A 13152-nucleotide genomic window follows, 5' to 3' on the forward strand; every position below is an offset into this window, starting at 1 on the left:
TCTCCCCCTTGCGGGGGAGAGTGGGGCTAGTTAAGACCCGCGTTCTCATCGACCCATTTTAGGTATTCGATGATGTCTTTGATCTCTTCGTCTTTCATATGCTGATTTGGCATACGGAGGTTGAAGTAATTTATCATTGCCTTGACGTAGTCGTCTTCGTAGAATTTAGCAGGGTCTTTGATGAAATCGGCTACCCACTTCTCGCCGTTTTCGTGGCGGAGTAGGACGCCCGTTAGATCAGGACCAGAGCTTACTTGACCGATGACGTGGCAGCCGTTGCAGCCTCCGCGTAGGTAGGCCTTCTCGCCGTTAGATGCAGCCTCGCTCATAGGAGTGGAGAGCTCGCGGATCAGGTTGTTTTTAGCGCGAAGTCCAACATCTGCGGTTTTTACTAGATACTGCCAAACTTGACCTTCCCAAAGTATCGCGCCGTTCATATCGCCTGCTTTTACCGCAGCGTCAGCTTTAGCTTTGGTTTCAGGAATTTTGCCGTATTGATCCAGCGCGTCATCGACTAAAGCCTTGACCTTAGGATACTTCTCGTAGTTTTTCTCTTTTAAGAATTTAACGACTGATTGAATAACGTCGTCGGTGGCTTTATTCGTAGCTACTACCTTGTCGTATTCGGCTTTTAGAGCTTCTGGGCTAAGAGCTTTTAGCATAGACGCTTTAGCTGAAGTGTATTTTTTATTCGGATCTTTTACGTATAGATATCCAAACATCTCAAGGTGTAGCGCAGAGCAGAATTCTGTGCAGTAGAAAGGAAATACGCCCTCTTTATCTGCGATGAAATTTACGCTCGCAGTCTTACCCGGCTCAAGCGACATATGCAGATCGTAATCATCAACTGTAAAGCCGTGAGTTTCGTCCTCGGCACGCTCTAAATTTGTCATATAGATCGTTACGTTATCGTCCTTATTAACCTCGATGTGCTCAGGATTAATATGGCTACGGATCGCTGTAGCATAGACTTTTACGTTTTTGCCGTCGCGCTCGATGCGCTCTTGACCTGCTAGCGTCATGGCAGGGTGCTGCTTACCGGTGCGAGAGTTCGTTCCCATAGTATAGGTAGGTTTCGTATGAAGCTTACTGGCTGCGATAGAAACTACGTCGTGTGGCTCGCCAAGACCGATAGGAAGATCGTAGAGCATCTCCATTTTAGGTCCTGTAATGTCGATGAGCTGGTGATTTTGCGGATGAAGCGGTCCGATAGGATTAAATCTATCGATCGAAAGCTTATCCAGCGCGATTACGTATTTGCCGACAGGCTTAGAGGATTTACCCTCCATAGAATCAAGGTGACCGATATTGTAGTGGACGTTGATCCTATCTAAAACCTTTAGCGTTTTGTAGTTCCATTTTACGATTTGGCTATCAACGTAAAGCGATGTATAGATTACGCCATCTTGGGAATCGAAGGTGTTATGCAAAGGTCCAAGACCAAGCTCTGCTTGTCCGTGAAGCGTCTTTTGCATATCTAGGATCGGAATTCCGTATGGATCCTTGCCTGCGTATTCTTTTTTATCAATTAGCTCTTTGATCTTTTTAAAATCATAAACGCTAGCGTGAGTATCTAGTTTACCGCCGATAATGATATAGCGACCATCAGGGCTAACATCGACGCCGTGAGGGGATTTGGCTTCAGGGATCAAAAATAGCGCTCCCGCTTTTACGGCGGCGTCTATCGTAACGATTCTGTGTCCGTTTACGACCTTATAGTTTTTGCTGTCTTGAGCAAGCTTTTCTAGAATTTGCCAGTTGTAAACGTGCAGGTAGTCGGTATCGTTGCGGCTCATACCGGCTTCCATCGGAGGCAGACCCTTTTCGATGCCGCCCGTGTACATTTCGGAGTTAAAGCTGTTGGTAAACGCCCAGCCAAAGCTCTCGCCCTTACCTGCGTCACTTAGATCTTGCATATATGGAGGAAGCTCTAGCGAGAAGGATTTATTTACGTCGATTTTGCCTTTATCGTAGTCAAATTTCCATAGCGTTACCGCACCGCGATAAACCGCCTGATACTCCTCGATCGGGTGCCAGTCGTTATCGAAAGGGGCTGCGTATTGGCTGGTTTCGATGACGTATTCGGTATTAGGCGTCACGAAAGAACCGCCGTGATCGCTTTTGATTACGGGATTTACGACTATTTGAGTAGTTTCGAAATCGGATAAATTTATAACCGCGATTCTTGGGTTTGCCTTATCGTTAATAAAGAGATAATCGCCCACATACTCGCCGTTTTTCTCGCTGAAATTTGGGTGGTGAGTATCGCCCCAGTTGATCTCTTTGCCGTTAATGGAGCCCGATCTTAAGACCGCCTTGCTCTCCTCGTCAAAGCCGTATCCCTGCCAAGGCTCCGGGGTAAATACGCCGATATATTTGTAGATTCTCATCGACGGCACGCCGTAAACGAGCACCTGTCCGCTTTGACCGCCGGAAGAGAAGACCATATAATCGTCCTTCCTACCGGTCGGCTGATAGGTCTTAGCCGCCGCTAAAACGTCTTTTTCGCTTAAATTTCGTTCTTTCATCACGCGCTCTAAGTCGCTATCTGCGGCACACAGGGCGCTTGCGGCGAACAAAACCGAGCCCAAAAGCACGGGTTTGAAACTTTTTAACATACTAATCCTTTCTTAGAATTTTAAAATTTTGCCTGATTTGCTGACTACGAGGATCGCTTCCCCGTCTGCGTACATCGCTAAAAATTCGCTTTTTAAATCCACAACCTCCTTTAATCCTGCTTTTTGATTTTCGTAAATTTTATCTTTAGTAGCGATAAACTGCGTGCCGCGGGCGCACACGATGGATTTGATCCAAGAGCCCACGCTTTTGCGCTCGCCGCTTTTTAAATTTATAAAATTACCCTCTATATCGCCTGCAAACAGCGTCCCGTCGCAGTCTGTAAGCGCAGTGGCTATAGAGCCGCTTAAATTTTTATCGCCAGCTTCGGCTGAAATTTCGCTTTGAGTTTTAAGCCCCTCGTCTTGAAATTTTGCGCCTTTGAATTCTAAGCTTTGAAATTCCGCGCTCTTTGCACCGCTAGCTTTCGTTTTATTTGGCTCGGAGGCTTGCGCGCTTTTCGCATTATTAAATTCCGCATCTTTAAATTTCACGCTACCAAGCTCTCCCTGCGCGGCGCGATTAGGCGCTGTATCGATGCCGCTAAATTTAGTCGCGACAAGATCTGCGCTAAAACAGGCTACGCCGTTCCAGCTTGCGACGCAAAGTCCGTTAGCGCCCAGGCTAACGGCATTGATCCTGCCGTAATGAAACGAAATTCCGCGCAGCCCGTCGGGGATGGAATTTCTATTTAAAGATTGCCCGTTCGCGGTGGAATTCTCACCTGGGGCGTAGCCGCCGTCCGCGCTGTTATCAGGGTCTTCGTCTAATCTTATTAGTTGATTCTTATCCACTACCGCGTAAATCGCGTCTTTTGCGGCATAGATCGCATCTATTTGGGCTGTGCCGCTACGCCCCGTCTTAAGCGCGTGTAAAAACTTTAATCTATCGTTTAGCACCGCGATTTCGGCTCCGCCCCAAGCTAGATAAATTTTGCCGTTTTTAAAATTTAGAGCCGTAATTTCGTTATCGCTGTATTTTTGCGCGAACTCCACATCCCATTTAGCAGTATCAAACATCCTAAGCTCGCCGCCACTGCCGCATAAAAGCAGTCGGTGCGAGCTTGCGTCGAATGCGCCCAGACGCAGCGTGGAGTTTAGATCAAAGCTACCTGCTACTACCATCTGCGATAAACAAATCAAAAAGGCAATACAAAATTTTATAAAATTCATCTTAATCCACTCTTTGCGAAATGATACTACTCCAAGGCTTAAAAATCGGTTTAAAGCTTGAGCTATAATGGAATTCTAAGATTTCTTAAAAGTTGCGAAATTCTATGATATAAAAACAGCTCTAAGTGAAATTTTATTTTTCGCATTTTTGCTATATAAATTCCGCTTTAAAATTATAATTTCAGTAAATTTTTATTTTGACAGATTTTTACAATTCGCAACGCTCCTTTAATTTTGTTTAAATAAAAAGTTAGTATAATCGCCAAAGTTTGTTTTAAATTTTACTGAAGGAGAAACTATGGAGTTTCTGACAAGTTTGTCTGAAAGCACTCAATTCTTTTTGCAGCTCATTATAGTCTTGGGCTGTTTGTTTTATGGTGCTAAAAAAGGTGGTATGGCGCTGGGAATTCTAGGCGGTATAGGCTTAGTGATCTTAGTGTTTGGATTTAGATTAGAGCCGGGTAAGCCGGCAGTGGACGTTATTTTAACTATCCTCGCAGTTGTCGTAGCAAGTGCAACACTACAGGCTACGGGAGGGCTTGATGTAATGCTTCAAATAGCGGAGAAATTGCTTCGTAAGCATCCGAAGATGGTTTGTATCATCGCTCCAACTGTTGCGTGGACGCTTACAATCTTATGCGGAACGGGACACACCGTCTATACGCTGCTTCCGATCATCTATGACGTAGCTATTAAAAATGGGATTCGCCCTGAGCGCCCGATGGCTGCTTCTACGATCTCCTCGCAACTTGCTATCATCGCTAGCCCCGTTTCGGTTGCCGGCGTTTCGATGGTCGCGATCTTACTAGGCCAAGGCGTGCATATCGAGGGCTTTAGTACGTATTTGGATCTGCTAAAACTCACTATCCCTTCTACTTTCATCGGTATGCTTGCAATCGGAACGTGGTCGATTTTTAGAGGTAAAGATCTAGATAAAGATCCGGAATTTCAAGAAAAGATCAAAGATCCGGAGCAGAAAAAATATATCTACGGCGAAAGCACGACATTGTTAGGTCAAAAGCTTCCTAGAATTAAGTGGGTTTGCATGTGGATATTCTTAGCCACTATTGCGCTAGTAGCGGTTTTAGGTTACGAGAAAAGCTTGCGTCCTGCGTGGACTAAAAATGTCCCGGGTAAATCCGTAGAGATCATCGTCGATAAAAAAACGGTTAAAAATATCACGATTAAAGATGGTCAGGTTATCTCCATGGTGGACGGCGGTAAGGTCGTCTCAAACGTCAAAGAGTCTAAGGTTAAGGATGCGACGAAATTTAATAGCGTCGAAATTTACGACAAAGATAAAAAGCTAGCTCAAAGCATCGTCGCTCAAGACGGAAATGTAGTAATTACGACAGGCGATAAGAGCGAGAGTATCGCAAACGCAAGCATAGTCGTAAAAGATACTATGAAAAAGACCACAAATTTAAATATGGTCTTAACCATTCAAATTTTCATGCTTCTTGCAGCATCCATTATGATGATTGTCTCGGGTATCAAAGCGGGTAATATCGCTAAAAACGAAATTTTTCATAGCGGTATGATCGCGCTCGTAGCCATTTATGGAATTTCATGGATGGCAGAGACTATGTTTACTGCTCATATCGAAATGCTAAAAGCGTCGCTAGGTAAGGTCGTTATGGCGTATCCGTGGACGTATGTCATTGTTTCGCTTTTGATTAGTAAATTCCTTAACTCTCAAGCAGCAGCGGTTGCTACTTTCGTACCGCTAGCGGTTAGCATCGGTATCGATCCGGGTCTTATTATTGCGTTTGCACCTGCTTGCTACGGATACTATATCCTACCTACCTATCCGAGCGATCTTGCGGCGATCCAGTTCGACCGCTCCGGCACTACGCACATCGGCAGATTCGTCATCAACCACAGCTTCATTTTCCCTGGGTTAATAGGCGTTCTTACTTCATGCGCGATGGGCTTTATCTTCGCTCATATTTACGGCTATTTATAATAGCTATATGCTCGCGAGTTCAACACTCGCGAGCTTTAAATTTCAAATCCCAGCGGCTTTTTAAAATTTTATAAAATTTTGAAATTTTAAATACTCTAAATTTTTAAATTCTAAAGCTTTCTAAATTCCGTTCATAACCCGCTCTAGGCTAATTCGTTTTAAATAAAATTTACGTTATAATCCCGCCAAATTCCACATAGGAGACAGATATGCAAATCCCTATCGCATACGGCAAAGACGATCATCTAAATCTAGAGATAAACGAGAAAAATTTGCTCGGCGTTTTCGATCCAAACCCCGTGGCTAAATTTGACGAAACGGCGCTCATCGCAAAGGCTCTGGCAAATCCGATAAATCAAAAAAGCTTTGACGAGTTTATCGCGGGCGACGAAAAGATCGTCATCATCGTAAACGACGGTACAAGACCTACGCCGACGGCAAAAATTTTAAAGCAAATTTACCCGAAAATTCGCGAGAAAAATAAAATTTTCATCATCGCCACGGGCTGCCATAGAGAAGGCACGCAGGAAGAATACGAGATGATCTTCGGCAAAGAAATTTACGCCGAGCTTAACGCCAAAAACGAAGTTCACGATCACGACTCCAAGCACGACGAGATGGTGTTTTTAGGCGAGAGCAAAAACGGCACGCAGATGTATCTAAACAAAGCCGTGGCTGAGGCGAAAAAGGTAATCGTCATCGGCTCGGTCGAGCCGCACTATTTTGCGGGCTACACGGGCGGTAGAAAGGCCTTTTTGCCAGGTACCGCGTCGTATGAGAGCATCACGCAAAATCACAAGCTCGCCCTAAGCTCCGACGCGCAGGCGCTGCGCCTAGAGGGCAACCCCGTGCACGAGGATATGATCGATACGATGAAAGTTCTTGCGCATATCGACGTTTTTTCGATCCAGACGGTGCTTGATAGCGAGCACGGCATGTATTACGCAAGCGCGGGCGACCTCAACGACAGCTTTTACGACTGCGTGAAAAAGGCCGACGAGGTTTTTTGCGTAAATATCCCGCGCAAGGCAGATATCGTGATTTCGGTCGCGCCCTATCCGATGGACGTCGATCTCTATCAGGCGCAAAAGGCCCTAGATAACGGCAAACTAGCACTCGCGCAGGACGGAATTTTAATAATGGTCGCAAAGTGCCGCACCGGCATCGGACCAAAGCCGTTTTTTGATCTGATGGCATCCGCCGATACGCCTAAAAAGGTGCTCGAAAAGATCAGCGCGGGCTTTAAGCTCGGCTATCACAAGGCCGCTAAAATGGCTGAAATCTCGCTCTGGGCGCAGACCTGGGCGGTGAGTGATCTAAGCGACGATGAGATGCGAGCCGTGCATCTAAAACCGTATCACGACATCCAAAAGGCCGCGCGCGACGCGCTCGCGCAAAAGGGCGCGGACGCTAAAATCATCATCCTGCCGTTTGGCTCGATGACGGTGCCTAAGGCGTAAGTTTGGCTAAAATTTTATATTACGACGCGAGCTGCGGCATCAGCGGCGATATGAATTTGGCCGCTCTGGTGGAGCTTGGCGTGGATTTTGACTATCTTTGCGCCGAGTTAGAGAAATTAAATTTGCATGGCGAATTTAAGCTCGTGCGCAAAAACGTGCTAAAAAACGGCATCTCCGCGACCAAAATCGACGTCGTGCCGCTAAAATCGCAGCCTCACGCCAGAAGCTACGCGAACATCAGGCAAATTTTAGATAGTTCAAATTTAAGCCAGAGCTTCAAACAAAGAGCGGGCGCGATATTTCGCACCGTCGCGCAGGCGGAGGCCAAAGTCCACGGCACAGACGTAGAGCAGGTGCATTTCCACGAGCTCGGCGCGATAGATAGCATCGCGGATATCGCGGGCGCGGCGATCTGCTTTGAATATCTTTTTGAAAAACTCGGCGTCTCGCGCGTTATAAGCTCCAAAATCGAGCTTGGCGGCGGCGTAGCGATCTGCGATCACGGCGCGCTTAGCGTGCCAGCACCCGCCGTTTGCGAAATTTTAAAAGGTGTGCCCGTAAGCCTCGGGCGCGCAAATTTTGAGATGACTACGCCCACAGGCGCGGCGATTTTAAAGGTCTGCGCGGATGAGTTTGCGGACGGCGCGAGCTTTAAAATCGAAAAGATCGGCTACGGCGCAGGCAACAAGGACGCCGCGGGCTTTGCAAACGTGCTTCGCGCGATGATCTGCGAGGCGGATGAAAATTTGAACTATGAAAACGGCGAGTCAAATTTAGTCGTGCACTCGAGCTACGGCGAGGTTTGCAAACAAATTTTAATCTCCACCAACATCGACGATATGGACGCCGAGAGCTTTGCGCTTGCGTGCGAAATTTTGCGAGAAAACGGCGCGCTAGACGTCTTTAACCGCTCTATTTTTATGAAAAAGGGGCGCATGGGCTTTGAGCTAAACGCGCTGTGCCGCAAGCAGGACGCGCAAAATTTAAAGGATCTGATTTTTACGCACACCACCGCGATCGGCGTCCGCGAGATAGAGGTTGCTAAAACCGAGCTAAAGCGCGAGTTTGCGCGGGTGCAGACGAAATTCGGCGAGATAGGGCTTAAAATTTCTGGCACCTGCCAAACGCAAAAGGCAAAGCCCGAATTTGACGACTGCAAGGTCGCGGCGCTCGCGCACGGCACGACGATCGAGCGGGTGCGAAAAGAGGCGCTAGAAATCTATGACGAAACTAGAAAAACTAAAGGCTGATCTGCGCGGGCTAGGCGAGCTGGCAGTCGCATTTAGCGGCGGCGCGGACAGCTCGCTGCTGCTGCGTGCGGCGCACGACGCTCTGGGTGAGCGCGCGATCGGCATAACGATCAGATCGCCCTATATGTCCTCGCGCGAGATCGCCGAAGCCGTGGAATTTGCCCGCGCTTACGGCATCAGGCACGAAATTTTAGAGCTCGGCGTCGCAGAGGAGATCAAAAACAATCCCGAAAACCGCTGCTATATGTGCAAAAAGGCGGTGTTTTCGCGCCTGATCGAGCGCGCAAAGGGGCTTGGCTTTAGCCGCGTCGCAGACGGCACGAACCGAGATGATCTTGGCGAATACCGCCCCGGGCTCAAAGCCAAAGAGGAGCTAGGCGTGCTCTCGCCGCTGATAAATTTAACCAAATCAGATATCCGCGAGCTATCGCGCGAGCTGGGCTTGCCCACCGCCGAAAAACCGGGCTACGCGTGCTTGCTAACGCGCCTGCCGCACGGGCGCGAGATCGATGAGAGCGAGCTAAATTTGATCGAAGCGGCGGAAAATCTACTCATCGCAAGCGGCTACGCAAACGTCCGCGCGCGGTGCGACCGCAAAAATATAAAGCTGCAAATGCCCTTTTCTAGCATGCGGGACTTCCTAAACGACGCAAAATTTAAAAGCGTCGTTAGGCAGCTCATCTCGCTTGGCGCAGCGGAGGTGACGCTCGATCTAAAGGGGCTTAGAGAGGATGTTTTGCATGAGAGAGGATGAAATTTTAGAACTTTTCGCAGGGATAAAAAACGGCCGCACAAGCAAGACGAGGCGGTTTTGTGCGAGCGATTTTAGCGGTGTTATGTGCGAGATCGCCGCACTGGATGAGTATGAAATTTTGCTCGATTTAAAGGGGTTGCACGGGAAGATTTTAAATGACGAAAAATGAGGCTTTAAATTTTATCCACGCCGTAAAATCGGGCGAAAAGAGCGAGCGCGAAGCAATAGAGCTCTTGCGCGATTTTCCTTTTAGCGACGTGGGCTGCGCCAAGATCGACACTCAGCGCGCCCTGCGAAACGGCGCGGGTGAGGTGATCTACGGCGAGGGCAAGACGGATGATGAAATTTTACGCATCGCAGAGGCGATCGGCGCGAGAGGGCAAAATATCCTGATCACGCGCACGAACGAGCGGGTTTTTAAGCGGCTACGTGAAATTTTACCGCAGGCGGAGTTTAACGCTCGCGGCCGCGTCGTCAGCGTCAAATTTAAAGAGCCCGCGCTCACGCAAAGCTACATCGCGATAGTATCTGCCGGCACCGCAGATGGCGCGGTCGTGGAGGAGGCGTACGAGACGGCGCGATTTTTAGGCAACGACGCGCGTAAATTTAGCGACGCGGGCGTGGCGGGACTGCACAGGCTGATCGCAAATTTAGAGCAGATACGCGGCGCAAAGGTCGTGATCGCAGTAGCGGGCATGGAAGGCGCGCTAGCTAGCGTGCTCGCGGGCCTCGTGAGCGTGCCGGTGATCGCGGTGCCCACCAGCGTGGGATACGGCGCGAGCTTTGGCGGGCTGGCGGCGCTGCTAGCGATGTTAAACAGCTGCGCAAACGGCGTGAGCGTCGTAAATATCGACAATGGCTTCGGCGCCGCGTATAACGCGAGCCTGATAAATCATCTCTAAATTTACGCCCGCCGCTCTGCTGCATGAACAGGCTAAATTTAAGCATACGAATGTAAAATTTGACGAGTAAATTTAAAAGGAAAAAGTTGCAAGATAAAATTTTAAGCGAACTAAAAACAAGCGAGTGCGATTATGGAGACGCCGCGGCAAAACTTGTGATTTTAGCAATTCCAATTTACATTGTTGCAGGTTCAAATAGTGGCTTTGAAGGCATTATGGCAGCCATTTTATTTTATGCATTCGTGAGGGCTGTAATTAGCATAATTTCATGCCATTTATCGCCTAAAGCCTTAGCGCTCGCAATCTTTGCCCTCTTTCTAGTTATCGAAACTGCACAATATTTTAAAGTGCTTGAAATTTTAGGCGTACAAAATTCTATATTGCGGATAATTTTTGGTGGAACATTCGATTGGACGGACATTATCTGCTACGCGATAGGCTGTGTTTTAGCTTACGTATCTGAAAGTATCATTTATGATAAGGCGCGAATATGGAAGCGTAAAAGGTTGCCTAAAAATTTTAATGAAATTTTGCGTAACGGCAATGAAAAAAAGATCAAAGAAGTATTCCAAACCCGTGATATAAATGCGACCGACAAAGACGGCAACACGATACTGCATATGCTTCATGCGGACAAAAATATCAAGAAAAAAGACCCAAACTCGCCCTATGTGTATATGGGCGCAAATTTAATCGAATGGATCATCATGCAAGGCGGCGACATAAACGCTAAAAACAAAAAGGGCGAGACACCCCTTAGAAATTTTATGTGGTATGTATATAAAAATTTAAAACCGCATCAGAAACTAATAATTATAGCCCACCCCGGATCCTATTTTTATAAATATGCCAAAGAGATGAATGAGGTTTTAAATACTGATTTTGGCGTAATGTGCAATTACATATATTACATGCTGCCTAGAGTATCAAAGTATGTTATTAATCCAGAACAAAAGCTAATGTTTGGTTTATATCATATGCAATTAGAGACATCGGGGGATTTGGATAAGATGACGCCGCTTATAATATACAATACTATACTAAAATCACCAGATGAAGAAACAGATGTTTGGCGGCGCTTCGGCAAAAGGTTGGAATATCTATATGTGCCCGAGTATCCAACGGATATGGAAAAGTATGATCCGCAAGAATACAGTAAATTTACCTATGATTTTTGGATGAAATTCTTAAGGCAAAAAGATAGCGTGCAGTATAAAATGATACATGCGGCTACTAATTTATACTGGTACTGGGACTACAACGGGGAATATGGAAGTTGGATTTTATGGGATGACGATTATACCGATGAAGCCGCCGCCGAAATTAAAAAATATTTTAAGCTAGGCAATAGGCTAGATGAGCTAAATGACGACGCGCTTGATAAGATGTTTTATGATCTAAGAAAGAGCTGGCATGCTGAAGATGTGGGTAAACTTAGATACCTGTTTGTGCTTTGGTTGCTTAAAAATCCCGAGCCGTTTTTCTAGGATGAAATTTAAAAGGAGAAGCGATGGATAAACAAAATGCCGTGCAAAAAATGACAGAGGTCATGGCGAAATTCGTCGGCTACACGGGCAAGGTGCTGCCCGATGACGTGATAGCGAAGCTGCAAGAGCTCGCCGAGCGCGAGACGCAGCCGCTGGCAAAGGAGATCTACAAAACGATGTTTGAAAACCAGCGCCTTGCAAAGGAGCTAGACCGTCCGTCCTGCCAGGATACGGGCGTGATCCAGTTTTTCGTGCGTTGTGGCGCGAACTTCCCGCTCATCGGCGAACTTGAGGAGCTGCTGCGCGAGGCAGTACTGCGAGCGACGCGCGAGGCTCCGCTGCGTCACAACAGCGTCGAGACGTTTGATGAGTACAATACCGGTAAAAACGTCGGCAAGGGCACGCCGAGCGTATTTTGGAATATCGTGCCGGATAGCGGCGAGTGCGAGATACACACCTATATGGCGGGCGGCGGCTGTAGCCTGCCCGGCAAGGCAACCGTGCTGATGCCGGGGATGGGCTACGAGGGCGTCGTGAAATTCGTCATGGACATAATGACGAGCTACGGCATAAACGCCTGTCCGCCACTGCTAGTGGGCGTAGGCGTGGGCACCTCGATCGACGTGGCATCCTTGCTATCTAAAAAAGCGCTGATGAGACCGCTTGGCTCGGCAAATCCAAACGAACGCGCGGCGCTAACCGAAAAGCTGCTCGAAGAGGGCATCAATAAAATCGGCCTGGGCCCGCAAGGCATGAGCGGCGCAAGCTCCGTGATGGGCGTGCATATCGAAAACTGCGCCCGCCACCCCAGCGTCATCGCCGTCGCCGTAAACGTGGGTTGCTGGTCGCACCGCAAAGGCCACATTGTCTGGGATGCAGAGCTAAATTTTGCCGTAAAATCGCACAAGGAGTTCGCGCTATGAGTAAGAAAATTTTAACCACGCCGATCGGCGCCGAGGATCTAGCGGATATCAAGATCGGCGACGTGATCTACCTCAGCGGGCACATCGTCACCTGCCGTGACGTGCCGCACAGACGCGTCGTGCAGGAGGGCCGCGAGCTGCCGCTAGATATCAGGGGCGGCGCGATCCTGCACGCGGGGCCGATCATCAGAAAAACGGGCGAAAAAAGCTTTGAAATGGTCTCCGTGGGGCCGACTACGAGCATGAGGATGGAGAAATTTGAGCGCGAATTTATCGCTAAAACGGGCGTGCGCCTGATCGTGGGCAAAGGCGGTATGGGCGAGGGCACGATGAGCGGCTGCAAGGAGTTTGGCGCGATACACTGCGTATTTCCCGCGGGCTGCGCGGTGGTCGCCGCGACGCAGGTCGAGCAGATCGAGAGTGCCGACTGGACGGAGCTTGGGATGCCTGAGACGCTGTGGAAGTGCCGCGTAAAGGAGTTTGGTCCGCTCATCGTCTCGATCGACGCGCACGGAAATAATCTTTTCGAGCAAAACAAGGTCAAATTTAACGAGAAAAAGGACGCGGCGCTAGCTGAAATTTTACCGCAAGTCGGGTTTATAAAGTAAAATTAAACAATATA

General features: G+C 48.1%; 11 protein-coding genes. 9 read left to right on the plus strand and 2 right to left on the minus strand.

Going from position 1 to position 13152, the window contains the following annotated elements:
* Positions 1 to 26: 26 nt before the first annotated feature.
* Complete coding sequence (gene nosZ, locus Q0605_RS08840) at positions 27 to 2618, minus strand: Sec-dependent nitrous-oxide reductase (protein ID WP_177389184.1); 2592 nt, start codon at positions 2616 to 2618, stop codon at positions 27 to 29.
* A 12-nt stretch (positions 2619 to 2630) separates the two neighbouring features.
* Positions 2631 to 3788 carry a hypothetical protein gene (locus Q0605_RS08845; RefSeq protein ID WP_298706300.1) on the minus strand — a complete coding sequence of 386 codons (1158 nt, stop codon included), beginning with the start codon at positions 3786 to 3788 and terminating at the stop codon, positions 2631 to 2633.
* Between the two features lie 298 nt (positions 3789 to 4086).
* Between Q0605_RS08845 and Q0605_RS08850 the strand changes: the two genes are divergently transcribed.
* The 9 genes from Q0605_RS08850 (at position 4087) to ttdB (ending at position 13138) form a co-directional block, all read left to right on the plus strand.
* A complete protein-coding gene (locus tag Q0605_RS08850) occupies positions 4087 to 5754 on the plus strand; it encodes an anaerobic C4-dicarboxylate transporter (RefSeq protein ID WP_298706302.1) in 1668 nt (555 codons plus the stop codon).
* Between the two features lie 209 nt (positions 5755 to 5963).
* On the plus strand, positions 5964 to 7214 hold the full coding sequence (gene larA / locus Q0605_RS08855) for a nickel-dependent lactate racemase (RefSeq protein ID WP_298706304.1): 1251 nt from the start codon (positions 5964 to 5966) through the stop codon (positions 7212 to 7214).
* Between the two features lie 2 nt (positions 7215 to 7216).
* Positions 7217 to 8464, plus strand: coding sequence for a nickel pincer cofactor biosynthesis protein LarC (gene larC / locus Q0605_RS08860; RefSeq protein ID WP_298706307.1), 1248 nt, complete (start codon positions 7217 to 7219; stop codon positions 8462 to 8464).
* On the plus strand, positions 8436 to 9218 hold the full coding sequence (larE, locus tag Q0605_RS08865; protein ID WP_298706309.1) for an ATP-dependent sacrificial sulfur transferase LarE: 783 nt from the start codon (positions 8436 to 8438) through the stop codon (positions 9216 to 9218). The genes larC and larE overlap by 29 nt, the downstream gene beginning before the upstream one ends.
* Entirely contained in the window at positions 9196 to 9387 is a 192-nt protein-coding gene (locus Q0605_RS08870; RefSeq protein WP_298706311.1) for a hypothetical protein, read from the plus strand. Before larE ends, Q0605_RS08870 begins: the two co-directional genes overlap by 23 nt.
* Positions 9374 to 10120, plus strand: a complete 747-nt coding sequence (larB, locus tag Q0605_RS08875; protein ID WP_298706313.1) for a nickel pincer cofactor biosynthesis protein LarB — start codon at positions 9374 to 9376, stop codon at positions 10118 to 10120. Before Q0605_RS08870 ends, larB begins: the two co-directional genes overlap by 14 nt.
* A gap of 86 nt (positions 10121 to 10206) precedes the next feature.
* A complete protein-coding gene (locus Q0605_RS08880) occupies positions 10207 to 11607 on the plus strand; it encodes a DUF2809 domain-containing protein (protein ID WP_298706314.1) in 1401 nt (466 codons plus the stop codon).
* 23 nt (positions 11608 to 11630) lie between these two features.
* Positions 11631 to 12530, plus strand: coding sequence for a L(+)-tartrate dehydratase subunit alpha (gene ttdA, locus Q0605_RS08885; RefSeq protein ID WP_298706316.1), 900 nt, complete (start codon positions 11631 to 11633; stop codon positions 12528 to 12530).
* Positions 12527 to 13138, plus strand: coding sequence for a L(+)-tartrate dehydratase subunit beta (ttdB, locus tag Q0605_RS08890; protein ID WP_298706318.1), 612 nt, complete (start codon positions 12527 to 12529; stop codon positions 13136 to 13138). The genes ttdA and ttdB overlap by 4 nt, the downstream gene beginning before the upstream one ends.
* Positions 13139 to 13152 lie beyond the last annotated feature (14 nt).

Origin of the sequence: uncultured Campylobacter sp., from assembly GCF_938017705.1 — a bacterium.
Classification (GTDB): Bacteria; Campylobacterota; Campylobacteria; order Campylobacterales; family Campylobacteraceae; genus Campylobacter_B.